Origin of the sequence: Aliidiomarina soli (assembly GCF_003986975.1) — a bacterium.
GTDB classification, from domain to species: domain Bacteria; phylum Pseudomonadota; class Gammaproteobacteria; order Enterobacterales; family Alteromonadaceae; genus Aliidiomarina; species Aliidiomarina soli.
Genome location: NZ_PIPO01000006.1, coordinates 198,892 through 219,006 on the forward strand (window position 1 = coordinate 198,892; position 20,115 = coordinate 219,006).

15 protein-coding genes and 1 tRNA gene are annotated in these 20,115 nt (G+C 54.3%); 5 read left to right on the forward strand and 11 right to left on the reverse strand.

What is annotated here, in order from left to right; all coding sequences use genetic code 11:
• Window positions 1–78 precede the first annotated feature (78 nt).
• The 4 genes from CWE14_RS13330 to CWE14_RS13345 all read right to left on the reverse strand — a co-directional run bounded on the left by CWE14_RS13330 (window position 79) and on the right by CWE14_RS13345 (window position 6,698).
• Entirely contained in the window at window positions 79–3,093 is a 3,015-nt protein-coding gene (locus CWE14_RS13330) for a hypothetical protein (RefSeq protein WP_126799833.1), read from the reverse strand.
• Between the two features lie 10 nt (window positions 3,094–3,103).
• The gene (locus CWE14_RS13335; protein WP_126799834.1) at window positions 3,104–3,787 is read right to left on the reverse strand and encodes a hypothetical protein; all 684 of its coding nucleotides are present in this window, start codon (window positions 3,785–3,787) and stop codon (window positions 3,104–3,106) included.
• Window positions 3,788–3,891: 104 nt separating this feature from the next.
• Entirely contained in the window at window positions 3,892–5,916 is a 2,025-nt protein-coding gene (locus tag CWE14_RS13340) for an acyltransferase family protein (protein WP_126799835.1), read from the reverse strand.
• Window positions 5,917–6,107: 191 nt separating this feature from the next.
• A complete protein-coding gene (locus CWE14_RS13345) occupies window positions 6,108–6,698 on the reverse strand; it encodes a hypothetical protein (protein WP_126799836.1) in 591 nt (196 codons plus the stop codon).
• A gap of 252 nt (window positions 6,699–6,950) precedes the next feature.
• Between CWE14_RS13345 and CWE14_RS13350 the strand changes: the two genes are divergently transcribed.
• The gene (locus tag CWE14_RS13350) at window positions 6,951–9,815 is read left to right on the forward strand and encodes a TonB-dependent receptor domain-containing protein (RefSeq protein ID WP_241972416.1); all 2,865 of its coding nucleotides are present in this window, start codon (window positions 6,951–6,953) and stop codon (window positions 9,813–9,815) included.
• Window positions 9,784–11,214 carry a M14 family metallopeptidase gene (locus tag CWE14_RS13360; protein ID WP_157981830.1) on the forward strand — a complete coding sequence of 477 codons (1,431 nt, stop codon included), beginning with the start codon at window positions 9,784–9,786 and terminating at the stop codon, window positions 11,212–11,214. Before CWE14_RS13350 ends, CWE14_RS13360 begins: the two co-directional genes overlap by 32 nt.
• Before the next feature lie 35 nt (window positions 11,215–11,249).
• On the opposite strand, the gene rimI is transcribed toward CWE14_RS13360, so the two are convergent.
• The 3 genes from rimI to CWE14_RS13375 all read right to left on the reverse strand — a co-directional run bounded on the left by rimI (window position 11,250) and on the right by CWE14_RS13375 (window position 12,218).
• Window positions 11,250–11,720 (reverse strand): ribosomal protein S18-alanine N-acetyltransferase, encoded by a 471-nt coding sequence (rimI, locus tag CWE14_RS13365; protein ID WP_126799839.1) that lies wholly within the window; start codon window positions 11,718–11,720, stop codon window positions 11,250–11,252.
• Window positions 11,690–12,118, reverse strand: coding sequence for a hypothetical protein (locus CWE14_RS13370; RefSeq protein WP_126799840.1), 429 nt, complete (start codon window positions 12,116–12,118; stop codon window positions 11,690–11,692). The genes rimI and CWE14_RS13370 overlap by 31 nt, the downstream gene beginning before the upstream one ends.
• A 23-nt stretch (window positions 12,119–12,141) precedes the next feature.
• Window positions 12,142–12,218: transfer RNA gene (locus CWE14_RS13375), tRNA-Trp, on the reverse strand.
• 236 nt (window positions 12,219–12,454) lie between these two features.
• On the opposite strand from CWE14_RS13375, the gene CWE14_RS13380 reads away from it, so the two are divergent.
• The gene (locus tag CWE14_RS13380) at window positions 12,455–14,467 is read left to right on the forward strand and encodes a hypothetical protein (RefSeq protein ID WP_126799841.1); all 2,013 of its coding nucleotides are present in this window, start codon (window positions 12,455–12,457) and stop codon (window positions 14,465–14,467) included.
• 133 nt (window positions 14,468–14,600) lie between these two features.
• Window positions 14,601–15,407 carry a PhzF family phenazine biosynthesis protein gene (locus CWE14_RS13385; protein WP_126799842.1) on the forward strand — a complete coding sequence of 269 codons (807 nt, stop codon included), beginning with the start codon at window positions 14,601–14,603 and terminating at the stop codon, window positions 15,405–15,407.
• Window positions 15,408–15,470: 63 nt separating this feature from the next.
• On the opposite strand, the gene CWE14_RS13390 is transcribed toward CWE14_RS13385, so the two are convergent.
• The 4 genes from CWE14_RS13390 to CWE14_RS13405 form a co-directional block, all read right to left on the reverse strand.
• The gene (locus CWE14_RS13390; protein WP_157981831.1) at window positions 15,471–15,935 is read right to left on the reverse strand and encodes a GNAT family N-acetyltransferase; all 465 of its coding nucleotides are present in this window, start codon (window positions 15,933–15,935) and stop codon (window positions 15,471–15,473) included.
• A 116-nt stretch (window positions 15,936–16,051) separates the two neighbouring features.
• On the reverse strand, window positions 16,052–16,567 hold the full coding sequence (locus CWE14_RS13395) for a gamma-glutamylcyclotransferase family protein (protein WP_126799844.1): 516 nt from the start codon (window positions 16,565–16,567) through the stop codon (window positions 16,052–16,054).
• 2 nt (window positions 16,568–16,569) lie between these two features.
• Entirely contained in the window at window positions 16,570–17,583 is a 1,014-nt protein-coding gene (locus tag CWE14_RS13400; protein WP_126799845.1) for an LLM class flavin-dependent oxidoreductase, read from the reverse strand.
• Between the two features lie 9 nt (window positions 17,584–17,592).
• A complete protein-coding gene (locus CWE14_RS13405; protein WP_126799846.1) occupies window positions 17,593–18,843 on the reverse strand; it encodes a DUF2254 domain-containing protein in 1,251 nt (416 codons plus the stop codon).
• A gap of 174 nt (window positions 18,844–19,017) precedes the next feature.
• Here CWE14_RS13405 and CWE14_RS13410 point away from each other — a divergent pair, with 174 nt between their 5' ends.
• A complete protein-coding gene (locus CWE14_RS13410; RefSeq protein ID WP_241972417.1) occupies window positions 19,018–20,067 on the forward strand; it encodes a cytochrome-c peroxidase in 1,050 nt (349 codons plus the stop codon).
• Window positions 20,068–20,115 lie beyond the last annotated feature (48 nt).

Here is a 20,115-nt window from a genome sequence, read left to right on the forward strand (position 1 = left end):
AACATTCAAGCCCCGCGCTCGATCGTTGAATTCAACATTCAAGCGCGGGGCTTGAATGTTGAATTTGCGGTTGGGTGGCTACAGCTGGACGCGTAGTACTTCTTTGCCTTGATAAAGGATTTGCACGTCGCGAATGTCGTACGCTGGCAGACGGACGTTGAAGTAGCCGTTGGTCTCGCTGGTGCTTTCAGAGATTTGCTCGATGGCAAAGTTGCGCTCGATTTTTTGGCCATTGCTGTCGGTGGCGATCATCAGGAAGGGTCCATAGTTTTCGCGACCGGCAGCCTGGTTCAGCTCGAAGTGGCTGAGTATGCGGCTGCTGCCCTCTACCTGATCAATTACACCACTGATGTAGGTGCTGTAGGTGGGTTGCGACAGGACTGTCGCATCGAACGCCTTAGCTTCATTAAATGGGCGCGGCGGATAGGCGGTCAGGTGGTCCTGGGCTTTTTCGTAAACCCAGTCTGAGGTAAAACTGGGGTCGCAATAGCTCATGACATCAGCCCGTTGCTCGCTTCCATAAATTTCAGAAAAGTCATGGTTGACGCCGATACTGCCCATGTATTCAGGTGCGTAAGGGTACTGAACTTCAACGCTGCTTGGTCCGCCGCAATCAATGTGGCCAACGCTGAAGTTGTGGCCGAGTTCATGGGCAAATGTCCCCTCTAAACCGTAGGATGAATCCCAGGTGACGCCTACCCGGCCAGGACGGAAGGCGACACCTGCAGCGTCTCTTATATCCAGGGCGTCGATATTGAAGAAACCGTGGTAATAATGCTGAGCACCTTCCTGGGCGTGCAGATCGCGTAACATGTACAGCAAATCGCGCGCGCCGACTAAGCTATTTGAATTTTCTACTTCAAACTGGCTGCGGCGTTCAATCACAACCTCCCCGATGGGCCAGTATTCTTTAATGGTGCGCGCAAGCTCTGCATTGGAGGGGATGTCCGGCGCCACGCCGTTGACAACCATAGGTACTACTGTGAGGTAGAGGGTGTTGGGATCGGCAAAGCTCGGCTCAACGGTATAGAGCAGGTCACCGTCCATGCTGATATCGATTGCGAGGCCTTGCTGCATGAACTCAGCCGGGATTGGCAATTGATAGCTGCCATTCAGTGAGTCAAAAACAGGCGCTGCAGGGATCGCGCCCGGTGGATCGAGATTCAAAGTCTCAGATGAGCCGTTTAAGCGCAGCGTAGCTCTGACTACTGGCAAGGTCGGACTGTTATCGGCAATCACGTGGGCGCGCAGCAAGGCACTGCGGCCAGGCACGAGGTATGGATTGGCTTTAAATGTGGTTTGCCCCCAGTCCACAGCAGCTAAACGCAATTGGGTGCTGTCGTTGGTACTGTTCACTAGCGTGGATGCGACCTTTACCGGGACAGGAAAGAGTCCGTCGTTGATATAGAGATCAACTTTTTGCACCTCGAGGTCGACGCTCAGTGTCTCGGAGCCTGTTACCCCGCATGGGGCGATTTCGGCATCCATGACACGTGGCTGCTGCGCATGCAGGTTGTAGTAGACAGCGCATGAGACAACGTCGTCGGCATCAGAGCTCCAGTCCAGGGTCAGTTGATCAGTACTGAGATCGGCAGTCAGGGTGCCGTTATAGTAGTCGGTCGAATCCGGGCACAGGCTCAGGTTTGAATTACTACCGACAGAGGTACTAACGCCGTTTGTTTCAAGCTCGTTGATGACGTCCTGGGTGACCGGCTGTTCGAGGCTGGCACAGCCATTGACGGCAAAATGGGCAGTTCCCGGATGGAGCGGCAGGCCTGACTGCAGCACTGGCCGAATATCAACCACGCCGCTTTGGCTAAGAGTCAATGTTTCCAGCTTGGAGAGGTGTTCAACGAAATCGATCTTCTGGAGGCCTCGGTTACTGCTTAAATTAAGGGACCTCAGGTCGCTTAACCCGCTTAGCAGATCGTAGTCCTGCTGGGTTGCCTCGAAGAAAGTCAGTTGCAGATGGCGCAGGGGCATCGTCTGCAGCGGCTCGAGACTAAGCGGACCGTTGTATTCTACTTTTTCAACTTTAAGTGTTGTCAGCTGAAGCGAGGCTAAAGGTGCAAGGTCCGCCTGGACAGTGCGAAAAGCGAGTGATTTCAGACTCTGGGCTGCCTGGATACCCTGGAGATTGAGCACCACTGATTCATCGGTAAAGAGGTCAATAGATTCTACTGCCGCTACCAGTGCTTCGGTCAGGTGATCCTCTGGTGCCAGGTCCTGCGCATCGCGGAACGCTCTCAGTAGAGAGTTGCTGGCGAAATTGTGCTCGTCCTCTGCGAGGAAAAGAGCGGAGAAGTGACAATTCCCAAGGACGGTGATGGTGACGGACGTTCCGTCCTGCTGGAACTCGCAGCTCGTTGACGAGGGGGCGAAACGAATCAGTTCACGCTCGCCGATTGGCTGCAGGTCAATGTGCACTTGTTCACCGTAGCTAAATGAGTCGCTGGGGCGTTCAGGCCCCTCGAGATAAGCGTTTCCGTTAGCGATGTCGGCGCTGATTTCGTAGGACGTATTCGCATTCGGTGGTGTGATATCAAGTTCAAGCGTACAGGATCTTAAAATGGGTCTGGTGGTAATGCTGATGTTGGTGCCTGCCTGGATCCGAAACATACTGACGGGACAGCCTGTGGCGGTGTTGAAGGTCCATTTGTCATCGGGCAGGCGCAGTTCAAAGGTTTGTTGCTGGTTGTAGAGAACCTCGACTGACTGGGGATTGATGGTCGGCAGAATCGCCTCGCCCGGCTGCTGGTCGCCAAAATTAAACTCTGTGGTCACCGTATACGTCTGAGTCTCGAAGGATGCATTGACCTGACAGTCCTGGGTTACTTCCGCTATTTCATAGTTGCGACCGCTTAACTGACCGTTGCAACCACTGACCTGGCTAATACGGTAACCGGTCAGCGGGTTGATACTGAAGCTGGTGGACTTGCCAGCACCTACGGTTCTTTGCGTGGGGGAAATAGTGCCGCCTTCGCCTGCTGAGGTAGTGACGGTATAGCTGGTGGAATCACCACCGCAGGCGGCGAGCGAAAGGGCCAGCGCCGGAGCCAGGATAGCCCCTAGTAAAGATTTAATTGGAAACATACTGCCTCGCTTAACGGTTCGTTTTGAGCTGCACTGCAAACATAGGGTTGCGAAGGTTAACTCGCAGCTGCGCATGGCTTTCGTCGGTAGCGTCAATACATACCGGGCTGGAGGTGGATTGCTGCTGTAACTGCAATCGGCCCTGGTCGCTGACAGTCAGTAATGCCGCCTGCGCGAAAAGCTGATCTGGCCAGGTTACACACAGCTGGCCTTGTTCGCCGTCCTCTGAAGCGAGTTCTACCATCGGTAGCCATTGCCCGGTGGCCGGGAGCGGTTGGTCGTTGTTTATGACCTGCAGTTGGCGATCATTGCGATACAGGGTGAGCTGCTGAATGGGTAACTGACTGTGGCTGACGTCTACAGAAAAATGCATTGGGCCCTTTGATATGTCGCTGACCGCAACCGGCAGACGTTCACTGGTGTCGTTAATGCGAACCCAGTACTCGTTATGGTTACCAGGAGGGTTATTCTCAGTCGCTGCTTGCGACGCTTGCAGTAATGGGGTGGCCAAATGCAATCGCCACTCGTCTGGCGCATTGAAAACGCCACTGAGCTGAATACCATGGGCTTCGCTGACTGGCTCGAAATGGATGCTCTGTTCGGCGGCATGGGTTGACGTTGAATGGGTACAGGCAGTAAGCACGGCAGTGAACGCGCATGCAAGGACTGGTTTAAGGAGCGACTGTTTTGACATGCATTAAATCCGTCTAATTTGGCGTCAAATAGTAACCAAATACGCCGCGTAAAAGAATAGGCCATCTGCTATAGCGCCTAGTTCATACATTGCTGGTTGCAGTGTCACAAACCAGCGAGCCTGAACGGTGAATGCCGGCCCAGAGACTCCGCCAGTTCCTCAGCCAGTTCGCGTCTCATATAGCGGACGTAGGGCACGTGCAGGTGATGCTCGTCGCTGTACATCAGGTAGCCGTCGTAGCTGGTCGGGCAGACACTGTCGCTGCAGAAAATATGGGTCATATCGACCGGCGTAATGAGGTCGCTGTAGGCTTTTGCCGGGTCGTCGGCCTGGAAGAATACCTGCCTGGGGACTGAGCACTTTAACGACTGCTGGTGATAATGGCTTAGGCAGAGGGTGGGATCGAAACTGAATCTTGGGTTGCCACGAATACCGACTACTTCAATGTCGGCCTGGTGGAGTGCCTGCCATTGCTCGATGGAGCTTGGTGCTATGCGCTCGCCTTGTTCGCCAAAGCGGGTGGAGGGGGTGATAACCAGCTCCGGCTTTAATGCAATGATGTGTTCAATGATGTTGTTATTCCATTCCAGGCATGAGGGATCGGCATCTTGCAATGCACCTAGCGTGCAATAACTTTTGGTAATAGTAATCAGCTCTACGCCGTGTTCGAGGCCCAGTAGGTGCAGCGCTGGTGCCCACTGGGCGGCATGCGAGCTACCGGTTAGTACAATGGTGTAATCGCCGTCCGGGTCGCCTAACTGGCAACTTTCTATCGTCGGATCGTGGCGGTTTTGATGACAGTCCCGCCGATAGGGCTCAGGCAGGTATTCGCGGGCGGCGGCAAGTTCAAGGTCGGTCACCGCAGGCTGGTTATTGTTGGGTTGCAGAATGCCGCCCTGATAGACCCTGTTCATGCGTGAAGCCGATAGTTGTTCGAACTGATGGTGAAGATGCAATACATGATAGCGCAGGCTGGCAACGCTAAGTACCAGGGGGACAAGAAAGGCGATGGTCATGGCGACTGCGTGCCTGCGTTTTTGCAGTGTGAGTGTGCGCAGAGGCTGCTCGAGCAGCTGGTGGGTAAACCAGGAGAATATGAAAGCAAGGGCGATGATAAGTGCTCCACCGGCGAAGCTGACAGCGGTGTTATGGGTGAAATGCTGGTAGAAGATCAGGACTGGCCAGTGCCATAAGTAGAGGGTAAACGAAATGCCGCCGAGAAATTGCAGTGCCGGATGACTGAGGGCGCGGCTGACTGCGCTGCCGCCATTAAAGCCAGCGGCTAGCAGACACAAAGCGCCGCTGACCGGGATTAGCGCCGGTAAACCCGGGAACGCAGCGCCGTCGGGGAGTAAAAAGGCGCCAGCAAACAGCAACAGCAAACCGCCAAGCGCGATTGCTAAGCGCCATGCTGAGGTTAATAGCTGAACCAACGATGGCGCAAACAGGCACAGCAGGGCACCGAGCAGAAACTCCCAGCCGCGCGCCAGCGTATTGTAATACGCAGTAACAGCATTGAGCTGGACCTGTTGCAGGGCATAAGCAAATGACGCCAGTGCAAGGGCTACGAAACCAAGTGCAAGCCAGCGGCTGCTATGTGCCTCGGCGCTGGCCTGGGTTGGGTTGAACATTTTGTGACTCAGTTTGCCTGCGGCTTGCAGCGTGATTATCAGCAAGGGCAAGGCGATAAGAAACTGTATTTGTACCGACAACGCCCAGAACTGTTGCACCGGACTGGCGGGTAATGAGGCGTCAAGATAGTCGACGCTGGCACCCATTAGGTGGAAGTTTTGAGTGAACAGTGCACTGGCTAACAGCTCGTTGGTGAATTCGCGCAGTAAGGGAGCCGGGAGCAGGAAGTAACTGGCATGGGCAGTGGTTACTAAGACGACGTAGGCGGTGGGCGCAATGCGTTTAATGATTTTGTTCCAGAACTGGCGCAAATGGATGCGCTTGTGCTGGCTTTGCATGCGAAGCAACAGCGTGGTCATTAAAAAGCCCGAGACTACGAAGAAGACGTCGACGCCGCCGGATACTTTGTTAAACCAGATATGAAAGACTAAAACGAGGACAGCGCCAATGGCGCGTATGCCTTGAATGTCATAACGATAATGAATTGTTTTTTGCATAAACAAGGTGTTTTTTTATTATTGTTTTTTCTAAGTATACGGAAGTGCATATTGGATTGGTAGGGGGGTAGTTTGTTGCTATACGAGGAGGGTAGGGAGCGCGACGCGCAATGCTGTTGTTGGTGCCGCGCTGTCAGAGGGCTGCTAACTATGTGTTGCTAGCTAAGGGTTGTTAATTCAGAGCTATGCGTTTAATTGCGTGCTACACAGCGGCCATTTTCAAGCGTGACCTGAGGTTCCGGGGTTATGTCGCAAGTGCTCATCATCCCTTCTGCGGCGTGCATCATGGCATCCAGCTCACGGTAGCGTTGAGCGCGCTTTTCCAGGTTAGCGATGTCCTCGTCGCTGAGGTCTTTTTGTGAATACACCACATAGCTTTCCGGACCACCGCAGGGCTTGTCGCCGAGGGCAAAGAAGGCACACTGGTCCTGACTGTCTGCTTGGTTATTGCGGGTGTACGAGGTGAGGTAGGTGCGAAGTTCAGCGTGTTCTTCGGCTTGTTGCTGGGTGAATTCTTCCATTTGGTTGCGCCCTTGTATGTCGTTCTCGGGTCTGAGTTCTGAGTCAGCTGGCGCTGGCTGCGAGCTGCGCATGGTGGCTGCGTCGCGCTCACCTGCGGTGCCAGCTGGGTCGGTGTCCTGGTCATTGGCTTGCTGTCGTTGCTGAGTCTGTTGGGTTGGGTTGGTTGGGTTGGTTGGGTCGCCTTGCTGATCATCCGGGTCGCTGCAGGCAGTTAAGCCGAGCGCGGTTAATAGGGCAATGGCTAATGTATATTTCTTCATAACGGGCATCCTTTAATGTTCCTCGAAATGTTACTGGTTATGGTGCTGACTGCATAGAGTCATTTAGTGGCAGGCAGCGTATGCCTTACGATGCTTCAAGGTATAGCTAACATTGCGGGTATATTCAAAGAAAGGCTGTGTTTTACGCGGCTTCTGGTAGCAAAGGCTTAGCAAAAATTATGTAAAACGGAGGGTGAGAGCGGGGTGATTGTTTAGTATTTGTTAACTACTACCCGTTGCCGGAGGTGCCTTGTGCGCTTATATGAACGTCGTGCTCTCAATTCTGTTAGTAAGCCCAGTTATCTGCGTCTCTGTCTTTTTCTTGCTTTAGGCGGGGGCGTGTTGGTCAGCCCTGTGTACGCACAGCAAAGTTATGTTGAAGAGGAAGAGGCTGCTGAACCTGCGATTGAACGCATCCGGGTGGTTGGCTCAAATATTCGCGGAGCGCGGGCGGCGGGTAACCTGCCGGTGACGGTACTCAGCGAGGAGGATATTCGGGCGACCGGGGCGGCGACTGGTGATGAGCTGCTGCGCTCGATTCCGCAGATTGGTGATATCAGTTTCAATAACGAACGCACCATTGGTGGGGTTAACGACGCTCGCGGCGATGTGGCGTCGATTAACCTGCGCGGGATTGGCACCGGCAATACGCTGACCCTTTTGAACGGGCGGCGGCTGGTGCTGCACCCCGGGACGCAAACGGAAAACTTTGTGCCGGTGACGACGGTGAATTCGAATACTTTGCCGGTACGCGGACTGAGTCGGCTCGAAGTGTTGCGTGACGGGGCGGCTGCGATTTACGGCTCGGACGCGGTCGCTGGGGTGGTTAACTATGTGCTGAAGGATGACGTGGATGGCACTCAGGTGGCGGCGAATTATGGTGGGTCGGATGGCACCTCGTTTGATCAACTGACTCTGACCGCGCTGCATGGACGTACGTTTAATGACAACCAAACTTACCTTAGTTTGTCCGCGGCGTATTATACGCGTACCGGGATGATGGCCAGTGAGCGGGATTATTCCGGCAACAGTGATTTGCGTTTTCATCCGGATATTCCGGCGGGGTTTGAAGGCAATCCGTCGCTGGATAATCGGTTGATTGCGAGCCCCTGGGGGCACTTTATCGGCGACTCGATTGGTACTGTGCATATTCAGCCGGCGGGCAGTGAAAACTGTGAGTACGTGGTCGACGATGAGGTGTGTGCGGCGAGCGGCACCGCGGATCGTGACTGGTATTATGATCCGGCACTTGAGGATCAGTCGATGACCTCGGATGTGGATCGCTTTAATGTGTTTGGCTACCTGACCCACCAGATTAACGACAATCTGGAGTTTTTTGCTGAAGGTCTGTGGTACACGGCTGAGTCGACTCGCTTGCGTGAACAGAACGCCAACCTGGCGGCGCAACGTTTTACCATTGCTGCGGATGCGGCGTACAACCCTTTTGGTGAAGATGTGCTGTTACGCAACTACCGTGCGGTCGATGCGGGTGGACGGCGGATTGTTGTCGACGATGACAGTTACCGTACGTTGGCCGGGCTGCGTGGCATGTTTGGGTATTGGGACTGGGAAAGTGCGGTGTTGTATTCGCGGGCTACCACGCTGGATATGGATTACAACCGTATTCGCGGCGATGCACTGCAAAATGCGATTAACCAGACCGACCCTGATTTGGCCTATAACCCGTTTTTAGGTGGCGATCCGATGAGTCCGAACTCGGGTCCCTCGGCTGATCCGGGGCGGCGTAACCCGCAGTCGGTGATTGATACCTTTACCGTGGATGTGTTTCGGGAAAGTACCAGCGAGCTGGCGCTGTGGGACTTTAAACTGTCCAACCCTGCTGTGTTTGACTGGTACGCGGGCGCGATTGGGGCGGCGGTGGGCGTTGAGTACCGCTACGAAGCCTATGAAGACGAACGGGACCCGCTGTTAAGTGGTGAATTGCCTTTTGTCGACCAGGTAACAGGCGAGCTTTTGTCGGACAGCGCGGCATTAGGCAGCAGCTCAACGCCGTCGGCGGATGGTGACCGCAACGTGATGTCAGCGTATGCGGAACTGGAAGTGCCTTTGCACGCAACCCTGGATATGCAGCTGGCGGCTCGCTATGAGGACTTTTCGGATGTGGGAAGTGTGCTCAAACCTAAACTGGCACTGGCCTGGGGGCCTACGGATTGGGTTCAGTTTCGGGCGGCTTACACCGAAGGTTTTCGCGCCCCGAACCTGCCGCAAGTGGTGGAACAGGGTGTGACGCGTTCGAATACTCGTTATGACCCCTTGCTGGATATGCGTTATGGCGTGGCGGAAGTGCGCGGCGGCAACGTGGAGCTGGAGCCGGAAGAAAGTGAAAACCTGTCCTATGGGGTGGCGTTGTCGCCGCTTGAGAATTTACTGATTACGGTCGACTGGTGGAACATTGAGCAGGTCGGTACGGTGGGGATTTTGAATAGCCAGACCCACTTGCTGTACGACGCGTTGCTGCGTGCAGAGGGGTCGGTGAACGAGGCGATTGTGCGCAATGACGCGGGTGAGGTGCTTTATATTGAGAACCAGTACGGCAACCTTAACCCGCGCACCACGGAGGGGATGGACGTGAGCGTGAGTTATAGCCTGCCGACGGACATGGGTACTTTCCGCTTTAACCTTAATGCGGCTCAGCTGACCAAGTTTGAGCAAACGCCGGATCCTATTAGTGCGCTGGTGATTGCGGAGCAGGCGGCGGGAAACCCTGCATTGCCGCAGGACATTGCGGTGTTGGGGGCGGGTGATTTGCGCCGTTCGAACGGCAACCCTGAATGGCGTGGGTTTGCGTCGGTGGGCTGGGAATACGGCCAATGGGGAACCCAGTTACGGGTTAATTATATTAGTGATTTTGACAATACCAGTGTGACCAACGACGACGGAGAGGCGATGCCTATTCCGAGTATGACGACCTACGATGTGTTTGCTGATTACCGGATCCGTGCCGCGAACTGGCTGGATGAGAGTCGTATCCGCCTTGGCGTGCGCAATCTGACTGATGAGGCGCCACCTGTTGCCAGCGCCAGTTTCGGCTATATTTCAGATGTGCATTCGAATCGTGGGCGGTATGTTTATCTGGATTACAGCATTGCGTTTTGACCCTTATTGCGTGCCAGCGTTGGTGTGTTTGATGTTTGCTGGCGGAAGTGATGGGGTTCCGGTTGAAGTGGCGTTAGAGCGTTTGGCTGCGGAGGAGGAGGTTGTGCCTTCGGTGGGGGTTGGCGCTTCGGTTGTGGCTGGGTTTGGGGCTGAATTGGCTGCGGTTGATGATGGTGCAGCTGAAGCAGTGTCCTCGCAAGATGAAGATGAGAGGGCGGATGCTGAAGCTGATGGCCCTGAGGAAGGTGAGGGTTCTGAGGAAGATGAGGAAGCGAGTGATGAACCAACCACCTGGGTCAGCTGCGACTTCTCAGATGTCCGTTTTAGTGCTGAGTTTCCACAAGGTCGTTTTGGCCGTTGTGAACGTGGTGACGATGGGCGTTTGATCCTCCATCTGGAGCCGGAAAGTATGCCGATAAACCCCAGCCCCTGGCATGCTTTTACGATTGAATCTGATGAACCCCGCACGATTGAAATTGAAATCCGAAGTGAGCATGCACGTACTCGTTACCGCCCTAAAATCAGCCTTGATCGGACGACCTGGGATGTCATGGATTTCGAACGAGAGGGCAGTTCGCAGTTTTTTACGGTTGAGGTGGGGCCTGAGAAAGTATGGATTGCCGGGCAGGAATTGTTTGATAACAATGACTATCAGGTTTGGCTGGCGCAACTTGAAGAGCGGTATGAGAATTTGCAGCGGATACAGCTTGGCCGCAGCGTAGAGGACCGCGAGTTACCGGCGCTGGTTCACTACGGGGCGGGCAACGAATGGTTGCTGTTATTGGGGCGACAACACCCGCCGGAGATTACCGGGGCGATGGCGATGCGGACCTTTGTGGAGGCGCTGCTGGATACGCCGGTGTTTAGTGAGGCGTTTCTTGATCGTTACAATGTATTGATTGCTCCGAACTTGAATCCAGATGGCGTGGCGGGCGGACATTGGCGACACAATGCGAATGGGGTGGACCTTAACCGGGACTGGTTTAGCCTGGAACAGGCGGAAACGCAGGCGGTCGATGCCTTTATCCGGGAGCTGCTTGATGAGGGAGGCGAGCTGGTCTACGGGGTTGATTTTCACTCGACTTTTCGTGATGTTTATTACACCACGCCGGGTGACTACCTAGATAAAGAACCAGACTTTAGTTTTGACTGGCTAAATATGCTGGCTGCTGCGGTGGCACCGAATCCGGTGCGCGAGATACCCGCTGCCAACCCGGCTCAGGGCAATTTCAAACAGTACATGGCGGATACCCATGGCACCCACACGGTAACTTATGAAGTGGCTGATGACAGCGACCGGATGTTAATTGACCTGATAGCGACCCATGCTGCGCGCACTTTGATGGCTTATATGCTGGTGCGGCCGTTGCCGGAGGTTGTTGTGGTTGAGGAGGGGTAGTGGTGTCGGTGAGCGACGTCTTTTAACAGCGTTTTTTAGCGGCGCATGACGATGGCGGTTTCTTTCTTGCTTGCCGGAGGAATGGGGGGGTAGTAGCCGGGGCGTCGCCCGATGTCCTGAAAACCGTACTTTCTATATAGAGCGATGGCGCTTCGGTTGCTTTCGCGCACTTCCAGAAACACTTTGTACTGCGGCCGGCTTTGTTTGTCGCTGGCGTAGTTGAGCACATCTTTTAGCAACAATGCACCGTAGCCTTTGCCCTGATAGTCCGGGTGGACGGCGATATTCATTAGGGTAACTTCGTCGGCGACCAGGCGGCAAATGGTGAAGCCTACAGGCTGTTGGTCGACGTACAGCGCCTGGGTGCGGTAGTACTTGCCGGTGCAGTCATTGAATGAGGTGCGCGACCAGGGCGCGCCATGGGCCGCGCATTCAATCAGATAGAATTCGGGGGCGCTGATGTCGCAGGGGGCAATTAGTTTAGCCAGAGTTTCAGCTGGTTCCATAGGTCGCGTTTTTCTTCCGGGCTTAATGTGGTCTTGCACCAGGGGGTAACATCCAGGTGCGGTTGCTGTGGATCGGCTTTTATTTCTGTCAGCTGTTGCTGCAAATGACTGCTGAGATCTTTCAGCCACGGATACAGCTCCACCGGCAAACGCTCCGCCGTCCGCAACGTCCACCCCCCTAACCGATAGTGAAATTCAATATTCGAGCGCGGGGCTTGATCGTTGAATTCCGGCTCCGATTCAACATTCAGGCGCGGGGCTTGATCATTGAATTCTTGACTGGTTGTTGATTGTTGGACGAATGAGTACAGCGGAATGCCAAGTGCCTGAAGGCTCTCGAGCTGATGTCTGGTCCATTTGCTGGTTGCCGTTGCGGGCTTTTCGGGAGAATCGTTCATGGTTCTGATGCTAGCATGAAAGTTGGCAGGGGTGGAGGGATTCGAACCCCCAACCGTCGGTTTTGGAGACCGCTGTTCTACCAATTGGAACTACACCCCTGCCGATTGGTGCAGAGCATTATACTGGCCCCCTTTGTTCAGGCAAGGGAAAATTCGCTGCAGCGCAACCATTTGCGCAAATATCGAACATTCAACGATCGAGCGCGGGGCTTGAACATTGAATTTCGTCTTAGATTCAACATTCAAGCCCCGCGCTCGATCGTTGAATGGTGGTGACGGGCGGTTGCTTTGTGGGTATGATTTAGCGCAATAATTCTTATAAACACGGAGTGTTCGATGCGCTTACGAACGTTATTTAGTGCGGTCTGTTCGACGGTTTTTCTGGCGGGGTGCCTGTCATCAGGGGTTAAAGAGTCGCCGCAGGGGCCATGCGAAGAACGATTGCCAACGGCGGAGGCCTTTGAAATTGAGGTGTCGCGTGGTTCGATCGCCTTTGTCGATGTATTTGAAGATGCGAATGCCAGTGCCAACGGCTGTGGCACTTTGCAGCTGGTGGCTGATAGTTGGCAGGATGGTGAAAAAGGCATTGTGTATCGTTCGGAAGATCGCCCGAATGAGTTAGCCTACCTTGCTGACCGTGAAGCCATTGGCGATGACGTTTTCAGCTATCGAATTACTAATGGATTCAACGAGCTTGAAGTGAATGTGTCGGTGCGTGTGTACCAACGACTGACGCTTGAAGGAAGTTTTCCGCATGGCTGGATGACTGAGCCTGAGGTCAACGTTCGTGGGGACGACGTGGGCGGTACAGGTGAGGTGACTGCAAACGGCGTGTTTGAAATAGAGCTGCGGCTGTTTAGTCTTGAGAGTGATAAAAGTAGCCTGCTGACAGTCGCTGGTACTCGCAATGGTAGCCCGCTGACGCTGCACAGCATGTTGCCGGGAACGCAAAGTGTTTATGCGGCGCGCTCTGGTGACAATCGCGTGACTGATACTGGCGTCGCTGGACTGCGAGTTAATGCGTTAACTACGGCGTACAGCATGTTGTTAAACGGCGCGTCTGCTCAGGCGTTGCAGCTGAATGAAGATGAGCTTGCCTGGTATGGTCGGGCTGTCGATAGTAATCGATTGGCCAATACGGCTGGCTGGGTTTACCTGTTAGCGACAGATAGCAGCTATAAGATGCCTGAAGGCTATGAAACGACCTGGGAATTAGGCGCAGAGCTGGAGGCGCTTAGTGCGTCTGTAGAGGAAGCTCGGCAGGCTGATGATTTAGCGCCGGCGCTGGAGACTATGCTCGCTAATCGGGACTTGATGCCATCGTTGTCGAATGGTGATGTGGAAGGACGTTTTACTGAGTTAGGAGGCCAGGTGCCGTGGTGGCCACAAAGTACCGAGCGAAGCTGGGTAGTGGAGACTGACAGCATATTTTGGCTGGATGGCGATCAGCAACTTCGCACATCGGACTACACGACGAATGGAGCCCTTATACGTGTTAACGACGCTCTGGCCCCCTTTGAGGAACTGTATGTACTGGCGAGTGACGATTCTCAGTTAGTGCTATGGAGCGAGGGTGAAGCGTTTCGTCTTGAGCGCAAAGAGTATTCGCAGCGCTTGTCCTTAGCATTTGATCTGAGCCAGAACTGGGTTTTGCCTGCACTGCCGGTTGCAGACGAAGGCTATACCCAAGCGGAGGTTGTCTATCGTTTTAGCAATGGCAGCTTTAGTACGTCGCACGTCGATGAGTTGGGCGCGCAGATTGTTACCACTGGTAGCTACCAGTTATCTGAGGAAAATCAGGTGTTAGCGCTTACTGGCGATAACGGCGAACGGTATCGGATGCGGCGCGTGAACAATGATGGAATTGGTTCAGTGCTGGTTGAGAATATTGAATCGGCCGCTTTGATGGTGGGCTCTGGTTTTGTGCTGGAAGACGTTGAACCTCGACCTCAGGCTACAGGCAGTGCGCTGGCGTCTTTGCGCGACTTTGTCGCGATTAACGCCTGGCATCGAACTGGCTTTATTGGAGAGGTTGACGCGTCTATTCGTTTGCAGAGCAATGGCACAGGCCTTCTGGTTGAGGGACCCGACAGTCTGGCGATTGAATGGGACCTCGAACAGAGTGCAGGGCTGGCTGATGTGGCCGTGCTGAATGCGGCGGCTGAGCCTTCGATTGACCTTGCCGGACGCCGGATTTTCTGGAAAGTTGTCGGTGACAACAATGGCACTGAAGTGCTTGTGCTGGAATGGTCCTTTATTGAAGACGAGGGAGCGTTGGTTCTTGACCAATTGCCCCAGGTCACCTTGCGTTGCCGTTCGATAGAGGCGTGCGCCACCAACTGGTGGTAATGTTTTAGTGTTATTAAAAGGCTGCTGCGGTGGCCTTTTTTACATTCAAGGTTCAGGCGCGGGGCTTGAATCTTGAATTGGTTTTACCAATTCAATGATCAAGCCCCGCGCTCGATTGTTGAATGGGGGTGGTATGCGGTTGTATCAGGTGGATGCGTTTAGTGATGAGGTGTTTGCTGGCAATCCGGCGGCGGTGGTGCTGTTGGATGAATGGCTGGATGACGGGGTGTTGCAGCAGGTAGCTGAGGAGAACAACCTGTCGGAGACGGCTTTCCTGGTGGCTGCGAGCGATGCAGAAACGGACTATGAGTTGCGCTGGTTTACCCCGGCGGCAGAAGTCGACTTGTGTGGCCATGCCACGCTGGCGAGCGCTCATGTGCTGTTCGAACATTGTGATGTGGACGCTTCTACACTGTCGTTTGCAACCCGCAGTGGTGTGCTGACGGTGGCTCAGCAAGAGAATGGTTTGCTGGTGATGGATTTTCCGTTAAGTCAGTTAAAGGAAGTGACGTTTCCGGCCAGTTTAATGCGCGGAATTGGTGCGGAGCCGATGCAGGTTCTGAAAGACTTTGACTATATTGCGGTGCTCAATAGCGAAGCCGAAGTACGGGCGCTTAAGCCGAACTTTAGTGCCTTGTGCGAACTGGACGGACGCGGTGTATTGGTGACAGCCGCGGGCGAGGATTGTGATTTTGTTAGCCGCTGTTTCTTCCCTAAACTTCGGGTCGACGAAGATCCAGTGACCGGATCAGCACATTGTGAACTGGCGGCATACTGGTCTGAACGGCTCGGCAAATCGAAGCTTACCGCGAAGCAGCTGTCTGCGCGTGGCGGGTCCATTGAGTGTGAGGTGCTTGCCGAACAGCAGCCAGCACGGGTTTTACTGAAGGGGCGTGCGGTGACTTACCTTGAAGGGACTATTCGTTTGCGGCCCTGTTGAACTTGAAACTCAGGCTTTCCTGGCAATGCAATGTTGAGCCGGGATTCAGTTCCGCAGCTTGAATTAGCGCTGCAGCGCTAAGCGCATAAGAAGGCGGTCCTCACCCGGGCCGAGGAAGTCTTTACGCAGCTCGATGGTTTCAAAACCCAGGCTAAGATAGAGCTGCATCGCCGCCTGATTGTATTCGGCGACACTAAGCCATAGCCCTTGTTGGCCCTGACCTCTGCAATGGTTAATAGCAGCTTCGCATAGTTTACGGCCGATACCCTTACCACGTCCCGCAGCGGCCACCAATAACGCCATCAGCCAAGGTTCGGCAGCGGAACCTTGTTCGCTTTGTGCTGGCGCTATAAGCGCATACCCCATTAACTGATTTTCATTTTGAGCAACCCACAAAGCGGCTGGCCATTGGCGCAACGCCTGATACAGAAACCCCGCCGGATAACCTTCCTGTTGATAGTAGTGCTGCTCAAGCTCTGCGATGGCTGGGATGTCTGTCGCTGTGGCGGTGGTGATGCTGATAGTCACTGGTTGATTCCTTAGGTATATAGCTAAGCTGAGCAGATTCAATGATCAAGCCCCGCGCCCGAACGTTGAATCGAATTTACCGATTCAAGATTCAAGCCCCGCGCTTGAATGTTGAATCAAGTGGGTTGGAGGAGGTAGTGGTTGAGCTCCTGGTAGATGGAGAGTTCGTAGCTGTGGCGGCCCTGGTTGGGGTCTTCGATGGCGCTGACGGCTTTGATGTTGTCGACGTACTGCTGAACGATGCCGTGTTCGAGAGCGCCGGTGAGGACGTGGTACTTGTACCAGCTATAGGGCTGTAAGGTGTCGTCGATATCGGTGCCGACATAAGTAAAAGCGGGCAATGTGCGGCCTTCCTGGAGCACCACCTTGACGTCAGTAACGGCGTAGCCAAAGCCCTGGCCTTCGATGCGGTCGAGGGTGTAACGCTGGTCCTCGGGGATGCGATAGACAACTCCCAGGGTGCCGGCCCCGGGCTGAGACTCTATGGTGCACTTGGCGGAACCGTCATGACTATGTTTGCGAAAGGTCATGACGTAGTCACTAAGGTGAGCGACGCCAACAGCCCGGGCGCTAGGTACCCGGGCCAGTAGTCGGCGGCTTGACATGTTTGAGCCGTAGGCAAAGTAAAACATGACTAAACATCCTTTGCTGCTTCTGTAGAGGGGGTTTCAGCGGAGATGGCTTTTGCAGCGATTTCAAATGAACGCTTGCGCGCCTGGAAGTCATAGGCGTGGCTGGTCAGCATCACTTCATCGACGCCGGTTTCGGCGGCAAAATTACGGATCTGACGGCCAACCTGCTCGGCAGTGCCGAATGCGGTGTAGCTTAAAGCGTGATTGGCCGCGGCCAGAGCATAAGGGTCACAGACCGCCTGAATGTTGTCCACTGGTTTGGGCAGGAACCCGGTTCGCCCCTGACGTAATGCGACAAACTGTAATTGCATCGAGCTCATCAATGTTCGCGCTTCCTGTTCAGTGTCTGCAGCAAAAACATTCATCGCGACCATACTGTAAGGCTTGTCCAGATAGCGCGATGGGGTGAACTCATTGTTATACACCTTCAGCGCCTGATGCAACATATCGGGCGCAAAGTGCGAGGCAAAAGCGTAAGGTAAACCTAACGCGGCAGCCAACTGGGCACTAAACAGGCTGGAACCAAGCAGCCAGACGGGAATATTCTGGCCATAGCCAGGGACCGCTTTAATCGGGTCGCTGGGGTCGGCTTCGGCAAGGTAGCCTAATAATTCTTTGACGTCGGACGGGAAGTGTTCGGCGTCTTCCGGCTTACGCCGCAATGCACGCATGGTGCGGCCATCGGTCCCTGGTGCGCGGCCGAGGCCGATGTCGATGCGGCCGGGGTGCAGCGCATCGAGGGTGCCAAACTGCTCAGCGACCACATAAGGGGCGTGATTGGGCAGCATAACGCCGCCGGAACCGACGCGAATCGTCGAGGTTTTCTCTGCCACATGCCCCAGAGCCACGGCGGTCGCGGCACTGGCGATGCCAGTCATATTGTGGTGTTCTGCCATCCAGAACCTGTGATAACCAAGTTGTTCGCAGTGGGCGGCTAAGTCAGCGGCATTGTGCAATGCGGTGCTGACGGAGGTTTCTTCGGTTACCGGCGCAAGATCCAGAACTGACAGTTTCAAAGCAGACTCCTAAGGTGTGTTCACCAATGTACGTAAATGCTCTCTGTCTTTCTGCAGATGGAGCCCATTGAGGCCATATTCAAGGCATTTTGCCGAACATTTTTCCGTCGCCTGGTACAGTTCGGGGGAGTCCTGCTGGCTCAGAGCCTTTAATGCTTTGTGCAGGCGAATGTGCACTTCGAGCATGTCACCGGCATCGCGGGCGATAGGCAAAAAGGCATTGTCGAGAATGCTGTCGAGTTGCAAAGCAGGCACGTGCAGGCGGGGGCAATGGCAGGTACTGAGGTCGTAACTGCTAAGGTCACGCCAGGGAGCGAGCAAGCGCAGGTGGCGGCTGATAATATCGATCGCGGTACCCGGGTCATTTAACGAGGGCGACAGGGCGCGCTGGGCAATTTCGGTTAATACGCAAAAGCCGAAGCGTGGGTCCTGAGCGAACGAACGCTCGTTGTCGATGGTAATGGCCTTGCGTAGTTCGCGCTGTATTTTTTCCGTGATCGGTTTATTGCTGGTCAGCAAGGCCCGGGTTGGGTGGACCAGGGTGCCGGGTTGTGTGTCCAGATAAAGCTCGGCGTCCATGTCCTCGGCACAGCTTTGCAGTGCCGCCATATCAATGTGCTGAACATAGCCAACCTCTTCGGCAAGCAGTGGGTACTCGGCCTCCGGCGGTAAACTATCATCTGTACGCAAATGGCCGCCAAGACAGGGGTTATCGCGGTAGAAGGCAAGGGCGTCCGCGGTGGCCTTTTCGACCTGATTCGAGGTCGAGCCTACCCGGCCGAGTAAACTTAGATGTTCTATCCAGCGAAAGATGGCGAGGACCACCAGCACGATCATGAGCATGGTGAAAATGAAGAGCACGAAACGGCCATTGGCACTGTAGACTTCGGTATTCACGGCGATCACGCCAACCAGACTGAAGATAAAGGAACCAATAAAGGTAGCCAGCACGTTTTGCGTAGTGACGTCCTGGCGAATTAAGCGGGTGGCACGCGGTGTGACGTTGCTGGTTGCTGCCATATAAGCAGATACCATCACGCTGAGGGAAAAGGTGACCACCATCAGCATACTGTTGGCAAGAATAGCGAGGATCTGGTCGACTGCTTCCTGTGGCGCTTTAAAAGGTAGATCGAATTCGCTAAAGGTGTCGGCGAAACTGGCCAGTAACACCGCGGCCAGGCCGAAGGTGCCGAACAGACAAGCGCGGATCCAAAGGGTTGTTTTTATTTTTGACCAAAGCCACTGCCATTTTGAAAACATAGGGTCTCACTATTGTTATTAAAATTAGCGGTATTAAAACCACCCTGCGCACCGAGCCGCGCAGACTAAACTAACCCCCTGTTTATAGGCGGCTTGTTTGACTCAGGTCAAGTTTGTTTACCCGCCACCCGCTATGCTGAATAACTGGCCCGAATGGGAAAGGGGAGCGAGACCATGTTTAAACGAATGTTAGTAGCGCTAGCGGTGAGCGCAACAGCGACCGGCTGGTTGCTTACGGCAGCTGCCGATACGAGCAGTAAAGACAGTACTTACAATGCGAGCGAACGACTTGCCAATGAACCGGTGCAACCTATTGCACCTTACCAAAGTGAGCACCCGGAAAAAGTTGAACTAGGTAAAAAGCTCTTCTTCGAACCCCGACTGTCGCGTTCCGGATTTATTTCCTGTAATTCGTGCCATAACCTGAGCCGTGGTGGTACGGATAACCTGCCAACGTCGATTGGCCATAACTGGCAGGAAGGGCCAATTAATTCGCCGACGGTGTTGAATGCGGGTCTGCATATGGCGCAGTTCTGGGATGGTCGTGCGGCGACGTTGCAGGAACAGGCGGCAGGTCCCATCGATAACCCAATGGAAATGGCTTACACCCACACCCTGGCGATTGAGGTGTTGCGTTCGATTCCGGCCTATGTGGATATGTTTGAAGCCGTCTATGCCACCCGCGAGATCGGGATTGACCATGTCACGGACGCGATTGCGGAGTTTGAAGAAACCCTGGTCACGCCAAACTCGCGATTTGACCAATGGCTGCGAGGGGATGACAGCGCCATAACTGCAGATGAACTGGCAGGCTATGAGACGTTTAAATCTATAGGCTGTGTCGCCTGCCACTACGGCGAAGCGCTGGGCGGGAAAGACTTTCATCGCATGGGGCTGGTTCATGAGTACCTCACCGAGAATCCGTCGCAGGGGCGTTTTGAAGCCACTGGTGAAGAAAGTGACCGTTTTTCATTTAAGGTGCCTTCGTTGCGCAATGTCGAAAGAACTTACCCTTACTTTCATGATGGAGCAGTGTGGACTTTAGAAGAGGCAACGGAAATTATGGCCTATTTGCAGCTAGGGCGGGAACTGCCGCAAGCGGATATCGATAACATGGTCGCTTTTATGCGCACGCTGACTGGCGAACAGCCACAAATTACGCTGCCGCAACTGCCACCGTCGACTGAAAATACGCCACAGCCGGTGCCTTTTGAGCGCGAGTAATCAAGATTGAGTCCGTGCTAGACTGAGCCCTGCAGTGAAAAACTGCGG

Bases quoted from the DNA above. Each gene is read 5' to 3' on its own strand.
- CWE14_RS13330 (WP_126799833.1), bottom strand. From the start codon at position 3,093: ATGTTTCCAATTAAATCTTTACTAGGGGCTATCCTGGCTCCGGCGCTG.
- CWE14_RS13335 (WP_126799834.1), bottom strand. From the start codon at position 3,787: ATGTCAAAACAGTCGCTCCTTAAACCAGTCCTTGCATGCGCGTTCACT.
- CWE14_RS13340 (WP_126799835.1), bottom strand. From the start codon at position 5,916: ATGCAAAAAACAATTCATTATCGTTATGACATTCAAGGCATACGCGCC.
- CWE14_RS13345 (WP_126799836.1), bottom strand. From the start codon at position 6,698: ATGAAGAAATATACATTAGCCATTGCCCTATTAACCGCGCTCGGCTTA.
- CWE14_RS13360 (WP_157981830.1), top strand. From the start codon at position 9,784: ATGTTTATCTGGATTACAGCATTGCGTTTTGACCCTTATTGCGTGCCA.
- rimI (WP_126799839.1), bottom strand. From the start codon at position 11,720: ATGGAACCAGCTGAAACTCTGGCTAAACTAATTGCCCCCTGCGACATC.
- CWE14_RS13370 (WP_126799840.1), bottom strand. From the start codon at position 12,118: ATGAACGATTCTCCCGAAAAGCCCGCAACGGCAACCAGCAAATGGACC.
- CWE14_RS13380 (WP_126799841.1), top strand. From the start codon at position 12,455: ATGCGCTTACGAACGTTATTTAGTGCGGTCTGTTCGACGGTTTTTCTG.
- CWE14_RS13385 (WP_126799842.1), top strand. From the start codon at position 14,601: ATGCGGTTGTATCAGGTGGATGCGTTTAGTGATGAGGTGTTTGCTGGC.
- CWE14_RS13395 (WP_126799844.1), bottom strand. From the start codon at position 16,567: ATGTTTTACTTTGCCTACGGCTCAAACATGTCAAGCCGCCGACTACTG.
- CWE14_RS13405 (WP_126799846.1), bottom strand. From the start codon at position 18,843: ATGTTTTCAAAATGGCAGTGGCTTTGGTCAAAAATAAAAACAACCCTT.
- CWE14_RS13410 (WP_241972417.1), top strand. From the start codon at position 19,018: ATGTTTAAACGAATGTTAGTAGCGCTAGCGGTGAGCGCAACAGCGACC.